Origin of the sequence: Streptomyces sp. RKAG293 (assembly GCF_023701745.1) — a bacterium.
Lineage (GTDB): Bacteria > Actinomycetota > Actinomycetes > Streptomycetales > Streptomycetaceae > Actinacidiphila.
On the sequence record NZ_JAJOZB010000001.1, the window covers coordinates 5418040 to 5433145 of the forward strand.

At 72.0% G+C, this 15106-nt stretch carries 9 protein-coding genes; 7 read left to right on the forward strand and 2 right to left on the reverse strand.

What is annotated here, in order from left to right; all coding sequences use genetic code 11:
• The first annotated feature begins 6 nt into the window (after positions 1 to 6).
• The 6 genes from LNW72_RS24330 (at position 7) to LNW72_RS24355 (ending at position 11053) form a co-directional block, all read left to right on the forward strand.
• Entirely contained in the window at positions 7 to 1653 is a 1647-nt protein-coding gene (locus tag LNW72_RS24330) for a serine/threonine-protein kinase (protein ID WP_250977308.1), read from the forward strand.
• A 71-nt stretch (positions 1654 to 1724) separates the two neighbouring features.
• Positions 1725 to 3629, forward strand: coding sequence for a serine/threonine-protein kinase (locus tag LNW72_RS24335; RefSeq protein WP_250977309.1), 1905 nt, complete (start codon positions 1725 to 1727; stop codon positions 3627 to 3629).
• A 116-nt stretch (positions 3630 to 3745) separates the two neighbouring features.
• Positions 3746 to 5713, forward strand: coding sequence for a protein kinase (locus LNW72_RS24340; RefSeq protein WP_250977310.1), 1968 nt, complete (start codon positions 3746 to 3748; stop codon positions 5711 to 5713).
• 129 nt (positions 5714 to 5842) lie between these two features.
• Positions 5843 to 7462, forward strand: coding sequence for a serine/threonine-protein kinase (locus LNW72_RS24345; protein WP_250977311.1), 1620 nt, complete (start codon positions 5843 to 5845; stop codon positions 7460 to 7462).
• 131 nt (positions 7463 to 7593) lie between these two features.
• Complete coding sequence (locus tag LNW72_RS24350) at positions 7594 to 9204, forward strand: succinic semialdehyde dehydrogenase (RefSeq protein WP_250977312.1); 1611 nt, start codon at positions 7594 to 7596, stop codon at positions 9202 to 9204.
• Positions 9205 to 9265: 61 nt separating this feature from the next.
• The gene (locus tag LNW72_RS24355; RefSeq protein WP_250977313.1) at positions 9266 to 11053 is read left to right on the forward strand and encodes a GMC family oxidoreductase; all 1788 of its coding nucleotides are present in this window, start codon (positions 9266 to 9268) and stop codon (positions 11051 to 11053) included.
• 81 nt (positions 11054 to 11134) lie between these two features.
• Here the strand turns inward: LNW72_RS24355 and LNW72_RS24360 are convergent, their stop codons facing one another.
• A complete protein-coding gene (locus LNW72_RS24360) occupies positions 11135 to 12133 on the reverse strand; it encodes an LPXTG cell wall anchor domain-containing protein (RefSeq protein WP_250977314.1) in 999 nt (332 codons plus the stop codon).
• 624 nt (positions 12134 to 12757) lie between these two features.
• Positions 12758 to 13069 (reverse strand): chorismate mutase, encoded by a 312-nt coding sequence (locus tag LNW72_RS24365; RefSeq protein ID WP_250977315.1) that lies wholly within the window; start codon positions 13067 to 13069, stop codon positions 12758 to 12760.
• 307 nt (positions 13070 to 13376) lie between these two features.
• Between LNW72_RS24365 and guaA the strand changes: the two genes are divergently transcribed.
• Complete coding sequence (guaA, locus tag LNW72_RS24370) at positions 13377 to 14972, forward strand: glutamine-hydrolyzing GMP synthase (protein ID WP_250977316.1); 1596 nt, start codon at positions 13377 to 13379, stop codon at positions 14970 to 14972.
• The last annotated feature ends 134 nt before the right edge of the window (positions 14973 to 15106 follow it).

Genomic DNA, 15106 nt, shown 5'->3' on the forward strand with positions numbered 1-15106 from the left:
GGGCGCATGGTGTCTGATCACGCGGAGGCGGGGCGACTCGTGGCCGGCCGGTACCGGCTGGTGGAGCGGATAGGCCGCGGGGGCATGGGCACGGTCTGGCGCGCGGAGGACGAACTGCTCGGCCGCCAGGTCGCGGTGAAGAAGCTGCATCCCCCGCAGCCCCATCTGCACGAGGACGAACTGGCCACCATCTTCGAGCGCACCCGCCGGGAGGCCCGTGCCGCCGCCCGGATCAGCCACCCGAACGTCATCGTCGTGCACGACGTGGTGGACGACGAGGGCCTGCCGTCCATCGTCATGGAGTACGTGCCGTCCATGACGCTGGGCGAAGCGCTGAAGAAACACGGCGCGCTGGCGCCCGTGGAGGCCGCGCGGATCGGCCGCGGCATGGTCGCCGCGCTGCGGGCCGCGCACCGCGCCGGGGTGCTGCACCGCGACGTGAAGCCGGGCAACGTCCTGCTCGGCGGGGACGGCCGCGTGGTGCTGACCGACTTCGGCATCGCCCAGGCGTCCGGCACCTCGACGCTCACCCGCACCGGCGAGCTGATCGGCTCCATCGACTTCCTCTCGCCGGAACGCATCAAGGGCCAGTCGCCCGGCCCGGAGGCCGACCTGTGGGCGCTGGGTGCGACGCTCTATCAGGCGGTGGAGGGGAACTCGCCGTTCCGCCGGGACACCGCGATCGAGACCGCGTACGCCATCTCCGAGGACCCGGTGCTGCCCGCCGCCAACGCCGGGCCGCTGGAACACGTCATCGCCGGGCTGCTCGCCAAGGATCCGCGCGAGCGGATGTCGGCGGAGGAGGCCGAACGGCTGCTGCGGCTGCCGGCCGCCGGTACGGACACCACGCGCTTCGAGCGCGGCGGCACCGCGTCGACCACCGTCACGCCCGCCGGGTCCGGATCCGGCCGGCCGGCCGAACCCGCCCGCGCGACCGCCCAGGTGACGGTCGGCCACGGCGCCGAGCCGGTCCCCGAAGCCTCCACGACTCCTCCCGGTGGCACGCCGGCCGCCGCACCCCGGCCGCGGCGCCGGGCCCGGTGGGTCGTCGCGGTGCTCACCGCGGCCGCCGTCGCGGGCGGCGGGACCGCGGCCTTCGCGTACTTCCGGGACGACGGCGGCGGCCCCACCGCGTCCAAGACGCACACCCCGCCGCCGGATACCGCGACGCCCAGCCCCTCGCCGTCCACGACCGCGGAGCCGCCGCCGCTCCCGAAGAACTACCGGCTCGTCACCGAGGCCGCCAAGGGCTTCGCCGTGCCGGTGCCGAAGGGCTGGCGGCGCACGGTGGCGGACGGTGAGGTCAACTACATCGATCCCACCGGGCTCGTGGGCCTCAAGTTCAGCGTCCTGGACTACGCGGGACCCGACCACCTCGCGCACTTCAAGTCCCTGGAGACCAAGGTGCGCGACACCCTGGCCGGCTATCACCAGGAGCGCATGCAGCCGACGACCGTATTCGGACAGAACGCCGCCATTTGGCAGTTCACGTTCAAAGGCAGTAAACGCGACTATCGGGCCATAGATCTGGGATTCGGCAAGGAAGGCGAACGCGAGTACGCCATCTACCTTTCCGCTCCCAAGTCCCAATGGGACGAGTACAAGCCGGTGTTCGACAACGCCGTGGCCGGTTTCCGGCCGTCCGCGCAGTAAGCCGGGTTCGCTTCCGGGGCCTCCGGTCGGCGATGATGGGACCCACATCACCAGTGACCGCAGGGGAATTCATGGGCCAGGCGCAAGGCACCGACGGACGTCTCCTCGCCGACCGGTACCGGCTCGGCGAGGTCCTCGGCAAGGGCGGCATGGGAACGGTCTGGCGCGCGGAGGACGAAACCCTCGGCCGGACCGTCGCCGTCAAGGAGTTGCGCTTCCCCGGAAATGTCGACGAGGACGAGAAGCGCCGGCTGATCACCCGGACCCTGCGCGAGGCGAAGGCCACCGCGCGGATCCGCGGCACCGGCGCGGTCACCGTGTTCGATGTCGTCGAGGAGGACGACCGGCCGTGGATCGTCATGGAACTGGTCGAGGGCCGCTCGCTGTCCGACGCCATCCGTGAGGACGGCCCGCTGACGCCCAAGCGCGCCGCCGAGGTGGCCCTGGTGGTGCTCGACGTGCTGAAGGCCGCGCACAAGGAGGGCATCCTCCACCGCGACGTCAAGCCGTCCAACGTCCTCATCGCCGACGACGGCCGCGTCGTGCTCAGCGACTTCGGCATCGCGCAGATCGACGGCGACCCCTCCGTCACCTCGACCGGCATGCTCGTCGGCGCCCCCTCGTACATCTCGCCGGAGCGCGCCCGCGGCCAGAAGCCGGGCCCGCCGGCGGACCTGTGGTCGCTCGGCGCCCTGCTGTACGCATCGGTCGAGGGCCGCCCGCCCTACGACAAGGGCTCGGCCATCGCCACCCTGACCGCCGTCATGACCGAGCCGGTCGGCCCGATGGAGAACGCGGGCGCGCTCGCCGACGCCATCCACGGCCTGCTCATCAAGGACCCGGCGGAGCGCCTGGACGACGCGGGCGTCCGCACCCTGCTCACCCGCGTCGCCAACGCGCCGCAGCATCCGGTCGCTCCGGCGTCCGAGGACCTGGGGAACTCCGCGACGCGCGTCGTCGCGCTGCCGCCGGACCCGCAGCCCACCCCGACCGACGCACCGCCCGCCGCCCGCAAGGCCGCCGCCGACCAGGCCAGGGTCCGCAACGCGCTGCGCTCGGTGCGCGGCGCCGCCGCGGCCGCCGGCTCCGCCACCGCCGCCACCGCCGCCAAGGCGGCGAAGGCCGCGAAGCCGAGACCGGCGGCGGAGCCGGGGGAGCCCGACACCAAGCCGAAGGCGCCGCGCGCGCCGATCACCGATGTCGTACCGCGCCGGGTGCTGATCATCGCCCTCGTCGCCGTCGCCCTCGCCGTCCTCGGCACCGCGATCGGCTTCGCGCTGGCCAGCGGCGGGGACGGCGACAACGCGCCCGACTCCAAGCCGGGTTCCGCGTCCTCCGCCCCGGGCAAGGTGGGCGACGGCAAGACACCGGGCACCCCGAAGGGGAGCCCCGGCGGCACCGGACAGCAGCCGTCGACGAACCCGGGCGCGGGGACGAGCGCGGGCACCACCGCCGGCACGACCGCGGGCACCACCGCGGGCACGGGCGGCGCCGCGAACCCGCCGGCGGGCACGGACAACAAGGTGCCGGCCGGCTTCAACGTCGTGACCGCGGGCCACTTCTCGATCGCGCTGCCGGCGGGCTGGAAGAAGACCGGCAGCGCGGGGGCCGACAGCTTCATATTCAGCGCCGACGGCGGCTTCCCGCGTGTGCAGATCGACTTCACCGACGAGCCGGGCAAGAACGCGGCGGCCGCCTGGTTCGCGAACGAAGGCTCGGTGGCTTCCGCGAGCAGTGGCTACCACCGGCTGTCGATCGCCAATGTCGCCTTCAACGGCTACCCCACCGCCGCCGACTGGATCTTCGAGCGGACCGAGAAGGGCGGCATCAAGGGTCGCGTCCAGAACCGCGGGTTCGTCGTCAACGACCACCAGGGTTTCGCCATCATGTTCTCCGCGCCCGCCGACCAGTGGGACACGCCCGCCATCGCGCAGATGCGCCAGACGTTCTTCGCCACCTTCAAGCCGGCCAACTGATCTGCGCAGAGCGGGTCACGAGGCATGCCTCCGGCACGTATCGTGAAAGCTCGCGGACTGTCCGCAGCCAGATTGCATCCGGACCGGACCGGATCTGACGCTTTTGGGGAGGCGTCGTGGACGAATACGCGGGTCGCGTACTCGCCGACCGCTACCGCCTGCCCCGGCCACCCGCGGACGAGTACGAACTGGTCGAAACGCGCGCCTTCGACACGTACAGCGGCCAGGAGGTCCTGGTCCGCCAGGTACTGCTGCCGGAGATCGTCAGCGCGGAACTGATGAGCCCGGGGCAGTACGGTGACCAGCCGGGCCACGGCCAGGACCGTACGAGCGACAGCGCGCAGCGCGCGCTGGACGCCGCGCGGGCCGCCGCCGCGATACCCGATCACCCGCGCCTGGTGCAGGTCTTCGACATCTTCGTCGAGGACGGCAGCCTGTGGATCGCCAGCGAGCTGGTCAACGCCCGGCCGCTCGCGTCGTTACTCGTCGACAAGCGGCTCGGCCACTACCGCGCCGCCGAGGTCGCCTCGGACGTGCTCGTCGCGCTGCGCGTCCTGCACGCCTACGGCTGGACCCACCGCAACGTCACCGCCAGCACCGTCCTGGTCTGCGACGACGGCCGCGCCATGCTGTCCGGCCTGGCGGCCGGTGCCGCGCAGGAGGCGCTCTGCGGCTACGACCCGGTCCCGGCCGAGGTGATGGCCGGAGGGAACGGCGCCGGCTGGGGCGGACCGGACTCCGCGCTGGAGCAGGAGCGGGCCCGGCAGGCCCGCATCACCGTCGTCGGCCCGGTCACCGAGCGCTGGGCGCCGGAACAGGCCACCCCCGTCCATGAGAACTGGCAGCTGGCGCCGCCCGTCGGCCCCGCGGCCGACCTGTGGGCGCTGGGCTCGCTGCTCTTCCGCAGCGTCCAGGGCCACCCGCCGTTTCCCGAGGAGAGCACTCCGGAGCTCGTCCAGCTGGTCTGCGCGGAACCGCCCGCCTTCGCCGAGGAGAGCGGACCGCTGCGGCCCATCGTCGAGTCGCTGCTGCGCCCCGACCCCGAGGAGCGCCCGGACTTCGACGAACTGGAGGGCTGGCTGCGCTCCTTGATCCGGTCCGCGCCCGAGCCCGACCTGGGCCTGCGGACGGTGCCGGTCCCGACGGATCCCCGCAAGCTGCCGATCGTCCGGCGCAGGGGCGAGCTGGTCCGCCGCCGCAGGTCCGCGGCGGCCGCGGCGGCCGCTTCCGCCTCCGCCGAGGGGCTCTCCGGGGCGACCCACCGGCGCCATGCGCGGGCGAAGCAGGAGCGGTCGGCCCGGCAGGTGAACCAGGCGCAGTCGACCCGGACGAACGGGCCGCAGCAGAAGGCGTCGAGGGAACGGGCGCCGCGCAGTCTGGGCGCCCGCCTGCTCATCCTCGTGCTGCTCCTGCTGGTCGCGGTGGTGGTGTACGCGCTGGTGATGATGCCGCGCAACACCACCGACGACGGCAGCCAGGCAGGTGCGACGACCCGGACGGTCCCGGCGCAGATGCCGGGCTCCGGCTCGGACGACAAGACCAGCGGCAAGGCGCCGACCACCGCCCCGACGTCCGCGAAGCCGCCGCCCACCACCCGGCCCCCGGCGACGAGCGCACCGCCGGCCACCGATCTCGGCGGCGACTTCGCGCTGCGCACGGACGACGCGGGCTTCGCGGTCGCCGTGCACACCGGCTGGCAGCGGCAGGGCAAGAACGCCCAGGACCAGGTCCGGTACACCGGCGGGGACTTCCAGCTGATCGTGGTCCCCGGCCGCGACGCGGCGTCCGACGCGGGCACTGACCCGATGGCGTACCAGTCCAACGAACCCGAGCTGGCGCCGTTCCGTGCCTCGCAGTGGGCCTCGGCCGGCGCGCTGCGGACGCTCGATGTGGGCGGATCGCCCGCGGCGGAGGGCGAGTACAGCTGGCGGGACGGCAACGGCCACCAGGTCTACGCCCGCAATCTCGCGGTGCTCCAGGACGGCAGGTACCACCTGGTCCTGGTGATCGGCCCGGACGATCAACGGGCCGACGTCCAGCGCATCTTCGACAAGGCCGCCGAGACCTACCGTCCGGCGGACTGACGGCGCGGGATTTCGACGCGTTTCTGCGCAGGCTGGACGCGTTGTGGGAGGAAGGCCGGCTGCCGCAGCGGTTCCGTTGACCTGTCGGTCCGCGGACAAGGCCGCCGGCCCGTGCGGCATGATGGGCGCATGGCGAACGACGGGGGATACGCCGCGCCCTCGGCCCCGCGGATGCCCGGGCCGATCGCCGGCCGTTACCGGATCACCGGGCGGCTGGGCCGCGGCGGTATGGGCACCGTGTGGCGGGCGACCGACGAGTTGCTGGACCGGCAGGTCGCGGTCAAGGAGCTGCACTTCAACGAGGACCTGTCCGAGGCCGAGCAGCAGCTGTACCGGGACCGCGCGCTGCGTGAGGCCCGGAGTGTGGCGCAGATCCGGCACCCGCATGTCGTCGTCCTGCACGACGTGGTCGAGCAGGACGGCCGGCCGTGGATCGTGATGGAGCTGATCGACGGCCGCTCGCTGTCCGACGTGCTCGCCAAGGACGGCCCGGTGGGGCCGCGCGAGGCGGCCAGGATCGGCGCAGCGGTGGCGGGCGCGCTGCACGCCGCGCACGAGCGCGGGGTGCTGCACCGGGACATCAAGCCGGCGAACGTCCTGATCGAGCGGGAGACCGGGCGGGTCGTGCTCACCGACTTCGGGATCGCGCGGGTGTCGGGAACGACGACACTGACCGAGACCGGGGTGTTCGTCGGTTCGCCCGAGTACACCTCGCCGGAGCGGATGTCCGGGGCGGTGGCGGGGCCGGAGTCCGATCTGTGGTCGGTGGGTGTGCTGCTGTGCGCGTCCGTCGACGGGCACTCGCCGTTCCGCCGCGATTCGATCGGCGGGGTGCTGCACGCCGTCGTCTACGACGAGATCCGGCCGCCCGCGAGCGCGGGCCCGCTGCTGCCGGTCGTCAGCGCGCTGCTCGAACGTGACACCGGCCGCCGGATGGGAGCGCCGGCGGCGGAGCTGTGGCTGCGCACGTACGCCGAGACCGGCGAGGCGACGGAGACGGGACACGTCCCGACCGTCACCCAGGACACCGTGGTCCCGCCGGATCCCGTCCTGGAACCGGCCCAGGACCCGACGCCGCCGCTGACCCCTTCGCCGTTCCCCGCCGCCTTCCCCGGGTCCTCCAAGGGCCGGAAGTCCCGCAGGGGAGTACTGGCGGGCGCGCTGCTCGCACTGGTCATCGGGGGTGGGGTGGCGGCCGCCGTGCTGACGATGAACGGTGCCGACGGCAGTGCGAACACCGCGACGAAGCCCTCATCGCAGCCGCCGTCGGCCCCGCACACGACGCCGCCCGTCACCCCGAGCCCCACCCCGGTCCCGGCCGGATTCCGTACCGTCACCGACACGTCGGGCTTCTCCGTCGTGCTCCCCACCGGCTACGACCGGTCGGTCGATCCGCCGCGGATCTACTACTACTCGCCCGGCAAGGAGTTCCGGTTCGGCGTCCGCAACGAGAAGCCGGACCCGAACGGCCCGATGGCGGTGATGACCGCGCAGCACCGCGCGGGCGCCGGCGCGTACAAGGGGTACCGGGACGGGTTCGTCACCGGGACGACGAAGGACGGCGGGCCGGCCGCGCTCTGGGAGTTCACCTGGGACGGCTACCCGGGCGGTGGCGCGCGCCGGACGTTCGACCTGTGCTGGACGGAGAACGGCCGGCAGTACGACATCTGGGTCTCGTCGCCGGTGGAGAAGTCGGAGCAGGGACGTCAGACCTTTGACACGGCGCGGAACACGTTCACACCGCGCTGACCGGGCGGGGCATGCTCTGAGCTGCGGAAATCAAGATCGCGCCAGCGATTGCTGGCTTAATTGTGCTCGTCAGGTGAAAAGTAGCTACTGATGGGTACCCAGAGGCGCCCATCAGCCGTAATCTCGCCGATATGACGGACTCGCTCGGCACCACGCGCCCCACCGACGGCAACCCGGCGGCACCCACCACCGCCAGAGGAGCCCAGGACGTCGTCACCCCCGACCTCGTCGCGCGGCTCACGCGTGGCGTCATCGGCAGCGGCCGCACCAGCAACCACACCCCGCTCACCGGCGAGAAGCTCGCCGACCTCCCGGAGGCCACTCCTGACGAGGTCGGCACCGCCTTCGAGCGGGCCCGCGCCGCCCAGCACGCCTGGGCCGCCACGCCGGTACGGCAGCGCGCCGCCGTGCTGCTGCGCTTCCACGACCTGGTGCTCAGCCGGCAGAGCGAGGTCCTCGACCTCATCCAGCTGGAGACCGGCAAGGCCCGGCTGCACGCCCACGAAGAGGTCCAGGCCGTCGTCATGTCCGCCCGCCACTACGGGCGCCGGGCCCCCGCGTACCTCAGGCCCAAGGGCCACGGCGGTGCCGTTCCCGTCCTGACCAAGGTGGTCGAGCTGCGCCAGCCGCGCGGCGTCGTCGGGCAGATCGCGCCCTGGAACTACCCGTTCGAGCTGTCGGTCGGTGACGCGCTCCCCGCCTTCGCCGCAGGCAACGCCGTCGTCATGAAGCCCGACACCGAGACCGCGCTCACCGCGCTGTGGGCGCGCGAGCAGCTCATCGAGGCCGGGCTGCCCGCCGACGTGTGGCAGATCGTGATCGGCGACGGCCCGGTCATCGGCCCTGCGCTCGTCGAGCACGCCGACTACGTCTCCTTCACCGGCTCCACCCGCACCGGCCGCGAGGTCGCCCAGCGCGCCGCCGCCCGGCTGATCGGCGTCTCCCTCGAACTCGGCGGCAAGAACGCCATGCTGGTGCTGCGCGACGCCGACCTCGACAAGGCCGCCGAAGGTGCCGTCCGCGCCTGCTTCGCCTCCGCCGGTCAGCTCTGCGTCTCCATCGAGCGGCTCTTCGTCGACGAGTCCGTCGCCGACGCCTTCCTGGAGAAGTTCACCGCCCGCACCAGGGCGCTCAAGCTCGGCACCGCCCTCGCCTTCGGCGCCGGCATGGGATCGCTGGCCGGCGAGCGCCAGCTGGAGACCGTCAGCCGGCACGTCGACGAGGCCCGCTCCAAGGGCGCCACCGTCCTGACCGGCGGCCGGGCCCGCCCGGACATCGGCCCCTACGTCTACGAGCCGACGATCCTCGACGGGGTCGAGTCGCCAATGTCGGTCTGCACCGAGGAGACCTTCGGCCCGGTCGTCTCCGTCTACCGCTTCCGCGACGAGGACGAGGCCGTCGAGCGCGCCAACGCCACCCCGTACGGCCTCAACTCGTCCGTCTGGACCAAGGACACCCGCCGCGGCGGCCGCATCGGCGCCCGGCTGCGCTCCGGGACCGTCAACGTCAACGAGGGCTACGCCCCCGCGTACGGCAGCGTCCAGGCCCCGATGGGCGGCATGAAGGACTCCGGACTCGGCCGCCGGCACGGCTCCGAGGGCATCCTCAAGTTCACCGAGGCACAGACCGTCGCGACGCAGCGGCTGCTGCCGATGGCGCCGTCGATGGGCATGGACGACGAGAAGTACGCCGCCTTCATGAGCCGTTCGCTGCGCGCGATGAAGGTGTTCCGGCTGCGCTGATCCCACCGAGGGCGGCGCTTGTGAAGGCAGTTCGAAGGCAACATCCGCTACGGAGGAACCTGTGTCGCGTGACCTGTCCGGCTACGACTACGACGTCATCGTCATCGGCTCCGGCTTCGGGGGCTCGGTGTCCGCGCTGCGCCTCACGGAGAAGGGCTACCGCGTCGGCGTCCTCGAAGCCGGGCGCCGCTTCACGCGCGAGACGCTGCCCAAGAACTCCTGGGACGTCCGCAACTTCCTCTGGGCGCCGTCGCTCGGCCTCTACGGCATCCAGCGCATCCACCTGCTGAACAACGTCCTCGTGCTGGCCGGCGCGGGCGTCGGCGGCGGATCGCTGAACTACGCCAACACCCTGTACGTGCCGCCGAAGGCCTTCTTCGACGACCGCCAGTGGGGCCACATCACCGACTGGCAGGCGGAGCTCAAGCCGTACTACGACCAGGCCCAGCGCATGCTCGGCGTCCGGCTCAACCCCACGCTCACCCCCTCCGACGTGCATCTGAAGGCCGCCGCCGAGAAGATGGGCGTCGGCGACACCTTCCACATGGCGCCGGTCGGCGTCTTCTTCGGGGACGGCCAGGACGCCGGCGGCGAGGCGAAGGCCGAGCCGGGCGGCGAGGTCGCCGACCCGTACTTCGGCGGCGCCGGCCCGTCGCGGCGCGCGTGCACCGAGTGCGGTGAGTGCATGACCGGCTGCCGGCACGGCGCCAAGAACACCCTCAACGAGAACTATCTGCACCTCGCCGAGAAGGCCGGCGCCGTCATCCACCCCATGACGACGGTCGTCGGCCTCTCCGAGGACCCCGCGGGCGGCTACCGCGTCGCGACCGCGCCGACCGACAAGAAGCGCAAGGGCAAGCGGCGCGTGCTGCGCGCCCGGCAGATCGTCGTCGCCGCCGGCACGTACGGCACCCAGACGCTGCTGCACACCATGCGCGACGCGGGCGAACTCCCCGGCATCTCCGCCCGGCTCGGCGAACTCACCCGCACCAACTCCGAGGCGCTGGTCGGCGCCCAGACCGACAACCGCCGCTACCGCAAGGCGCACGGCGCGGCGAAGGTCGACTTCACCAAGGGCGTCGCGATCACGTCCTCGATCCACCCCGACGCCAACACCCACATCGAGCCGGTCCGCTACGGCAAGGGCTCCAACTCCATGGGCGCCCTCACCATCCTCCAGATCCCGCACGACACCCGCGCCCCCAAGGCGCTCGCCTTCGCCGCGGCCTGCGCGCGCCACCCGATGCTCACGTTGCGCTCGCTGTCCAACCGCCGCTGGTCGGAGCGCACCATCATCGGCCTGGTCATGCAGTCGCTGGACAACTCGCTGACCACGTACCGCAAGCCCAAGGGCCTGGGCAAGGGACTGCTCACCGCCAAGCAGGGCCACGGCGCGCCCAACCCCGAGCACATCCCCGAGGGCGCCGAGGCCGCCCGGCTCATCGCCGAGGAGATCAACGGCTTCGCGGGCAGCAACGTGGGCGAGCTCATGGGGACGCCGCTGACCGCCCACTTCCTCGGCGGCTGCGCCATCGGCGAGGACGCCGAGCACGGTGTGATCGACCCGTACCACCGGCTCTACGGGCACCCGGGCATCCATGTCGTCGACGGCGCCGCCGTCTCCGCCAACCTCGGGGTGAACCCGTCGCTCACGATCACCGCCCAGGCCGAGCGGGCGATGTCGTTCTGGCCCAACAACGGCGACGAGGACACCCGCCCCACCCAGGGCGAGGCCTACGTACGCCTGCCGGCGGTGGAACCGCGGACCCCGGCCGTCCCGGAGGACGCCTTCGCCGCACTGCGCCTGCCTCTGCTGCCCGTGCCGCCGATCCCGCCGAAGCAGGTCTGACCCCCTCGGACACGTGAAGGGCCGCACCCCGACCGGGGTGCGGCCCTTCACACGGCTCCGGGACTCAGCCGGTCATACGGTTCAGACGGTGGAGCCGGCCTTGCGGCGGCGCACGACGAACATCGCGCCGACGCCGACCGCGACGGCCGCGCCGCCCGCGAGGGCGAGCTGCGGCATGGCGGAGGAGGAACCGGTCGCGGCCAGGCGGCCCTCCGGGGTCACCTGGGTGGTGTTGGCGGGCTTCACCGCGGGAAGCGGCTTCGAGCCACCGGTCTGCGGCTTGGAGTCCGGCACGTGGCCCGGCTTGGTGTGGGCCTTCAGGATGTTGAACTCGTAGAAGTTCTTACCGCTGGAGAAGACGCAGTCGCCCTTGCCGTCGGCGTAGGCGCCGATGGCGATCACGAAGCCGAAGCCCGCGGGGGTCGAGGCGTCGGCCGCGATGCGCAGGCTCAGCTTGAACTTCTCGTGGGCGCGGACATCGGTCCAGCCCAGGCCGCCGAAGTCCGGGTTCGTGTCGTTGAGCGAGACGTTCTGCCAGACACCGGTGCCGGGGTTCTTGAACTCCAGCTTCAGGTGCCGGGAGGTGTCCGAGAAGTCCTTGCCGCTGGCAGCGGCGGCGAAGGCGCCGAAGTCGACGCGCTTGTAGCTCTTGGCGGAGTTGTTCGCGATGTCGATCGTGAGGCCGTGCCAGCCGCTGCCCGCGACGATCTTCGAGGGCAGGCCACTGAGGGTCGTGGTGAACGTCTTGTCCACCGGCAGGTCATCGGAGGACCCGTCGCTGGTGTCCGTGCACTTGCCCGGGGTCGTCGGGACCGTCGGCGAGTTGGAGGGGCTCGGCGTGGCCGAGGTGGTCGGCTTGGCCGATGCCGTGGCCGTCGCGGTGGCCGTGGCGGTCGCGGTCGGGGTGGCCGTCGGGGTCGCCGTCGGCGTGGCGGTGGCGTCCGGGGTGGCCGAGGCGGTCGCGGACGCGTCAGCGCCGGGGACCGTGGTGTCGGCGAAGGCGCTGGTGGCGGAGAGAAGTGCGGCGGGCGCTATGACAGCGGTCGCGGCGACGGTCACCAGAGTGCGGCGGAGCTTCATGCGAGACCTCTCGGGTCTGAAAAAGAGCTGGAGAAGCCGCCGCGGGAGGGGTCACGCAGGACGGCTGCGCTGATCGTATGACCAGGTCAGAGCCGAGAGGTGTGCCATTTCGATAACGCGGAACCGCTGAGGGAGAGGTCGGCACCGGACAGATCGGCGCAAACTTTGGCAGTTGCCCACGCTTGCCGGGATTTCGCTGTGACGTATGTCATGCCGCTTCGGCAGGGGTGGCCGGGCGATGGGGACGGGACAGGCCGTACTCCGATCGGGGGTCGGAGGAACGATTCCGGGGGTGCGGATGAGTAGGGTGGGTTTCGCAGAGCGGCCGGATCCCAGCGTCCTGGGAGCCGACCGCCTCTTTGGAGTTGCGACCGAGCAGCTGTCCCCTGCTGCCCGGTCACGGAGCACGGAGCGAGGTCCCACGGCCTGCCGCACGAATGGGCAGGCCTCATCGCTCCGCATTGATACCCCGCTCAGCTGCGTCTGAGCGGCATCCTGTTCGTCCACGCGTGGTTGTGGTCGACCGCCCCTGGCTGGCACGGACACCCCATCCAACGAAGGGGCCCCCGGGCCGGTCACGTGCCGTACGGGTGATGCCGCCCGAACGGGCGATCCGCAGAAACGTCACACGCGGCCGCGGCACAGCTCCAGCAGGGTCATCGCGAGGGTCGTCCCGGGCCGGCCGAGCTCATCACTGAAGTGGTTCAGCACCTCCATCTCGCGGGACAGGTTCACCCGCCGGCCGCCCGAGCCGATGCGGGCCCGCTGGATCTCCGCCGAGACGGCCATCCGTTCCGTGACCAGCGCGATGATCCGGGTGTCGAGATCGTCGATCCGGCCGCGCGCCCCCGTGATGAGGGCCACCGCCTCGTCCGTGCGTGCTCCGGTTTCGGCGGGGGCCGGGGCGGTGGCGACTGCTGCTGACTGGGTGCTCATCGTGAGGTCTCCTGTGATGACTGGGCCGGACCGGGCCCGGAGACGACAGACGCCCCGGACCGAAAGGTCCGGGGCGCCTGGGAAGTCGCTTGTCAGTAGCTCAAGCAGCACGACCATGGCAGCCGGACCAGCCGGTGCCATAGGTAAACGCGAAGATCGCGGAGTGCGTGCTCGAGGACATGCGGACCAGTATGGCGACGGGCACGCCGGGTAGCCAGCCGCCGACCGGATGGTGAGACGGGAGCGCCCTCGTGGAAACGGTAGAATCAGGGTCCGATCCCTCGTACATAACGCCGGAAGGCCGCCCGTGGCATCAGCGACCCCAGCCGCCCCCGACCACACCCCGGACGTCGTCCTGGTAGTGGACTTCGGAGCGCAGTACGCCCAGCTCATCGCCCGACGCGTCCGCGAGGCCCGGGTCTACAGCGAGATCGTCCCCAGCACCATGCCGGTGGACGAGATGCTCGCGAAGAACCCGAAGGCGATCATCCTCTCCGGCGGTCCGTCGTCGGTCTACGCCGAGGGCGCCCCCTCGCTCGACAAGGCGATCTTCGAGGCCGGGGTCCCGGTCTTCGGCATGTGCTACGGCTTCCAGCTGATGGCGGTGGCGCTCGGCGGCACCGTCGACGACAACGGTGCGCGTGAGTACGGCCGCACCGCGCTGTCCGTGAGCAAGCCCGGCTCGACGCTCTTCGAGGGCACCCCCACCGAGCAGTCCGTGTGGATGTCGCACGGCGACGCGTGCTCGGCGGCGCCCGCCGGCTTCGCCGTCACCGCCTCCACCGACGTGGTGCCGGTCGCCGCCTTCGAGGACGACGCGCGCAAGCTGTACGGCGTCCAGTACCACCCCGAGGTGCTGCACTCCACGCACGGCCAGCAGATCCTGGAGCACTTCCTGTACCGCGGCGCGGGCATCGCGCCGGACTGGACGACGACGAACGTCGTCGAGGAGCAGGTCGCGGCGATCCGCGCCCAGGTCGGCACCAAGCGCGCGATCTGCGGGCTCTCGGGCGGTGTGGACTCCTCGGTGGCCGCGGCCATCGTGCAGAAGGCCATCGGCTCCCAGCTGACCTGCGTGTACGTCGACCACGGGCTGCAGCGCAAGGGCGAGTCCGAGCAGGTCGAGAAGGACTTCGTCGCGGCCACCGGCGTGCAGCTGAAGGTCGTCGACGCGGAGGAGCGCTTCCTGACCGCGCTCGCCGGCGTCACCGACCCGGAGACCAAGCGGAAGATCATCGGCCGCGAGTTCATCCGCGTCTTCGAGCAGGCCCAGGCCGAGCTCGTCGCCGAGGCGGGCGCGGCCGGCGAGGACGTCGCCTTCCTGGTGCAGGGCACCCTGTACCCGGACGTCGTCGAGTCCGGCGGCGGCACCGGCACCGCCAACATCAAGTCGCACCACAACGTGGGCGGGCTCCCCGACGACATCGAGTTCGAGCTGATCGAGCCGCTGCGCCAGCTCTTCAAGGACGAAGTCCGGATGGTCGGCCAGGAGCTGGGCCTGCCGGAGGAGATCGTCCAGCGCCAGCCGTTCCCCGGCCCCGGCCTGGGCATCCGCATCGTCGGCGAGGTCACCAAGGAGCGCCTGGACCTGCTGCGCGAGGCGGACTTCATCGCCCGCGAGGAGCTCACCGCGGCCGGCCTCGACCGGGAGATCTGGCAGTGCCCGGTCGTCCTGCTCGCCGACGTCCGCTCGGTCGGCGTCCAGGGCGACGGCCGCACCTACGGTCACCCGATCGTGCTGCGCCCGGTCTCCTCGGAGGACGCCATGACCGCCGACTGGTCGCGGCTGCCGTACGACGTCCTCGCCAAGATCTCCACCCGCATCACGAACGAGGTCGCCGACGTCAACCGCGTCGTCCTCGACGTGACGAGCAAGCCGCCGGGCACCATCGAGTGGGAGTGACCTCCCGCTGAGCCCCGGGCCGTGTCGTCGCACGGTCGCCGCGCCGCCCCTCCTGCCTGCTGGGAGGGGCGGCGCCGTCGTTCCCGGACTCGCTCCGCACTCTGTTCTTCTCGCCTACCGCGCGGTAGCTTCCG

Coding starts and splice junctions, on each gene's coding strand:
- LNW72_RS24365 (WP_250977315.1), bottom strand. CDS start 13,069: ATGAGCACCCAGTCAGCAGCAGTCGCCACCGCCCCGGCCCCCGCCGAA.
- LNW72_RS24335 (WP_250977309.1), top strand. CDS start 1,725: ATGGGCCAGGCGCAAGGCACCGACGGACGTCTCCTCGCCGACCGGTAC.
- LNW72_RS24360 (WP_250977314.1), bottom strand. CDS start 12,133: ATGAAGCTCCGCCGCACTCTGGTGACCGTCGCCGCGACCGCTGTCATA.
- LNW72_RS24350 (WP_250977312.1), top strand. CDS start 7,594: ATGACGGACTCGCTCGGCACCACGCGCCCCACCGACGGCAACCCGGCG.
- LNW72_RS24345 (WP_250977311.1), top strand. CDS start 5,843: ATGGCGAACGACGGGGGATACGCCGCGCCCTCGGCCCCGCGGATGCCC.
- LNW72_RS24330 (WP_250977308.1), top strand. CDS start 7: ATGGTGTCTGATCACGCGGAGGCGGGGCGACTCGTGGCCGGCCGGTAC.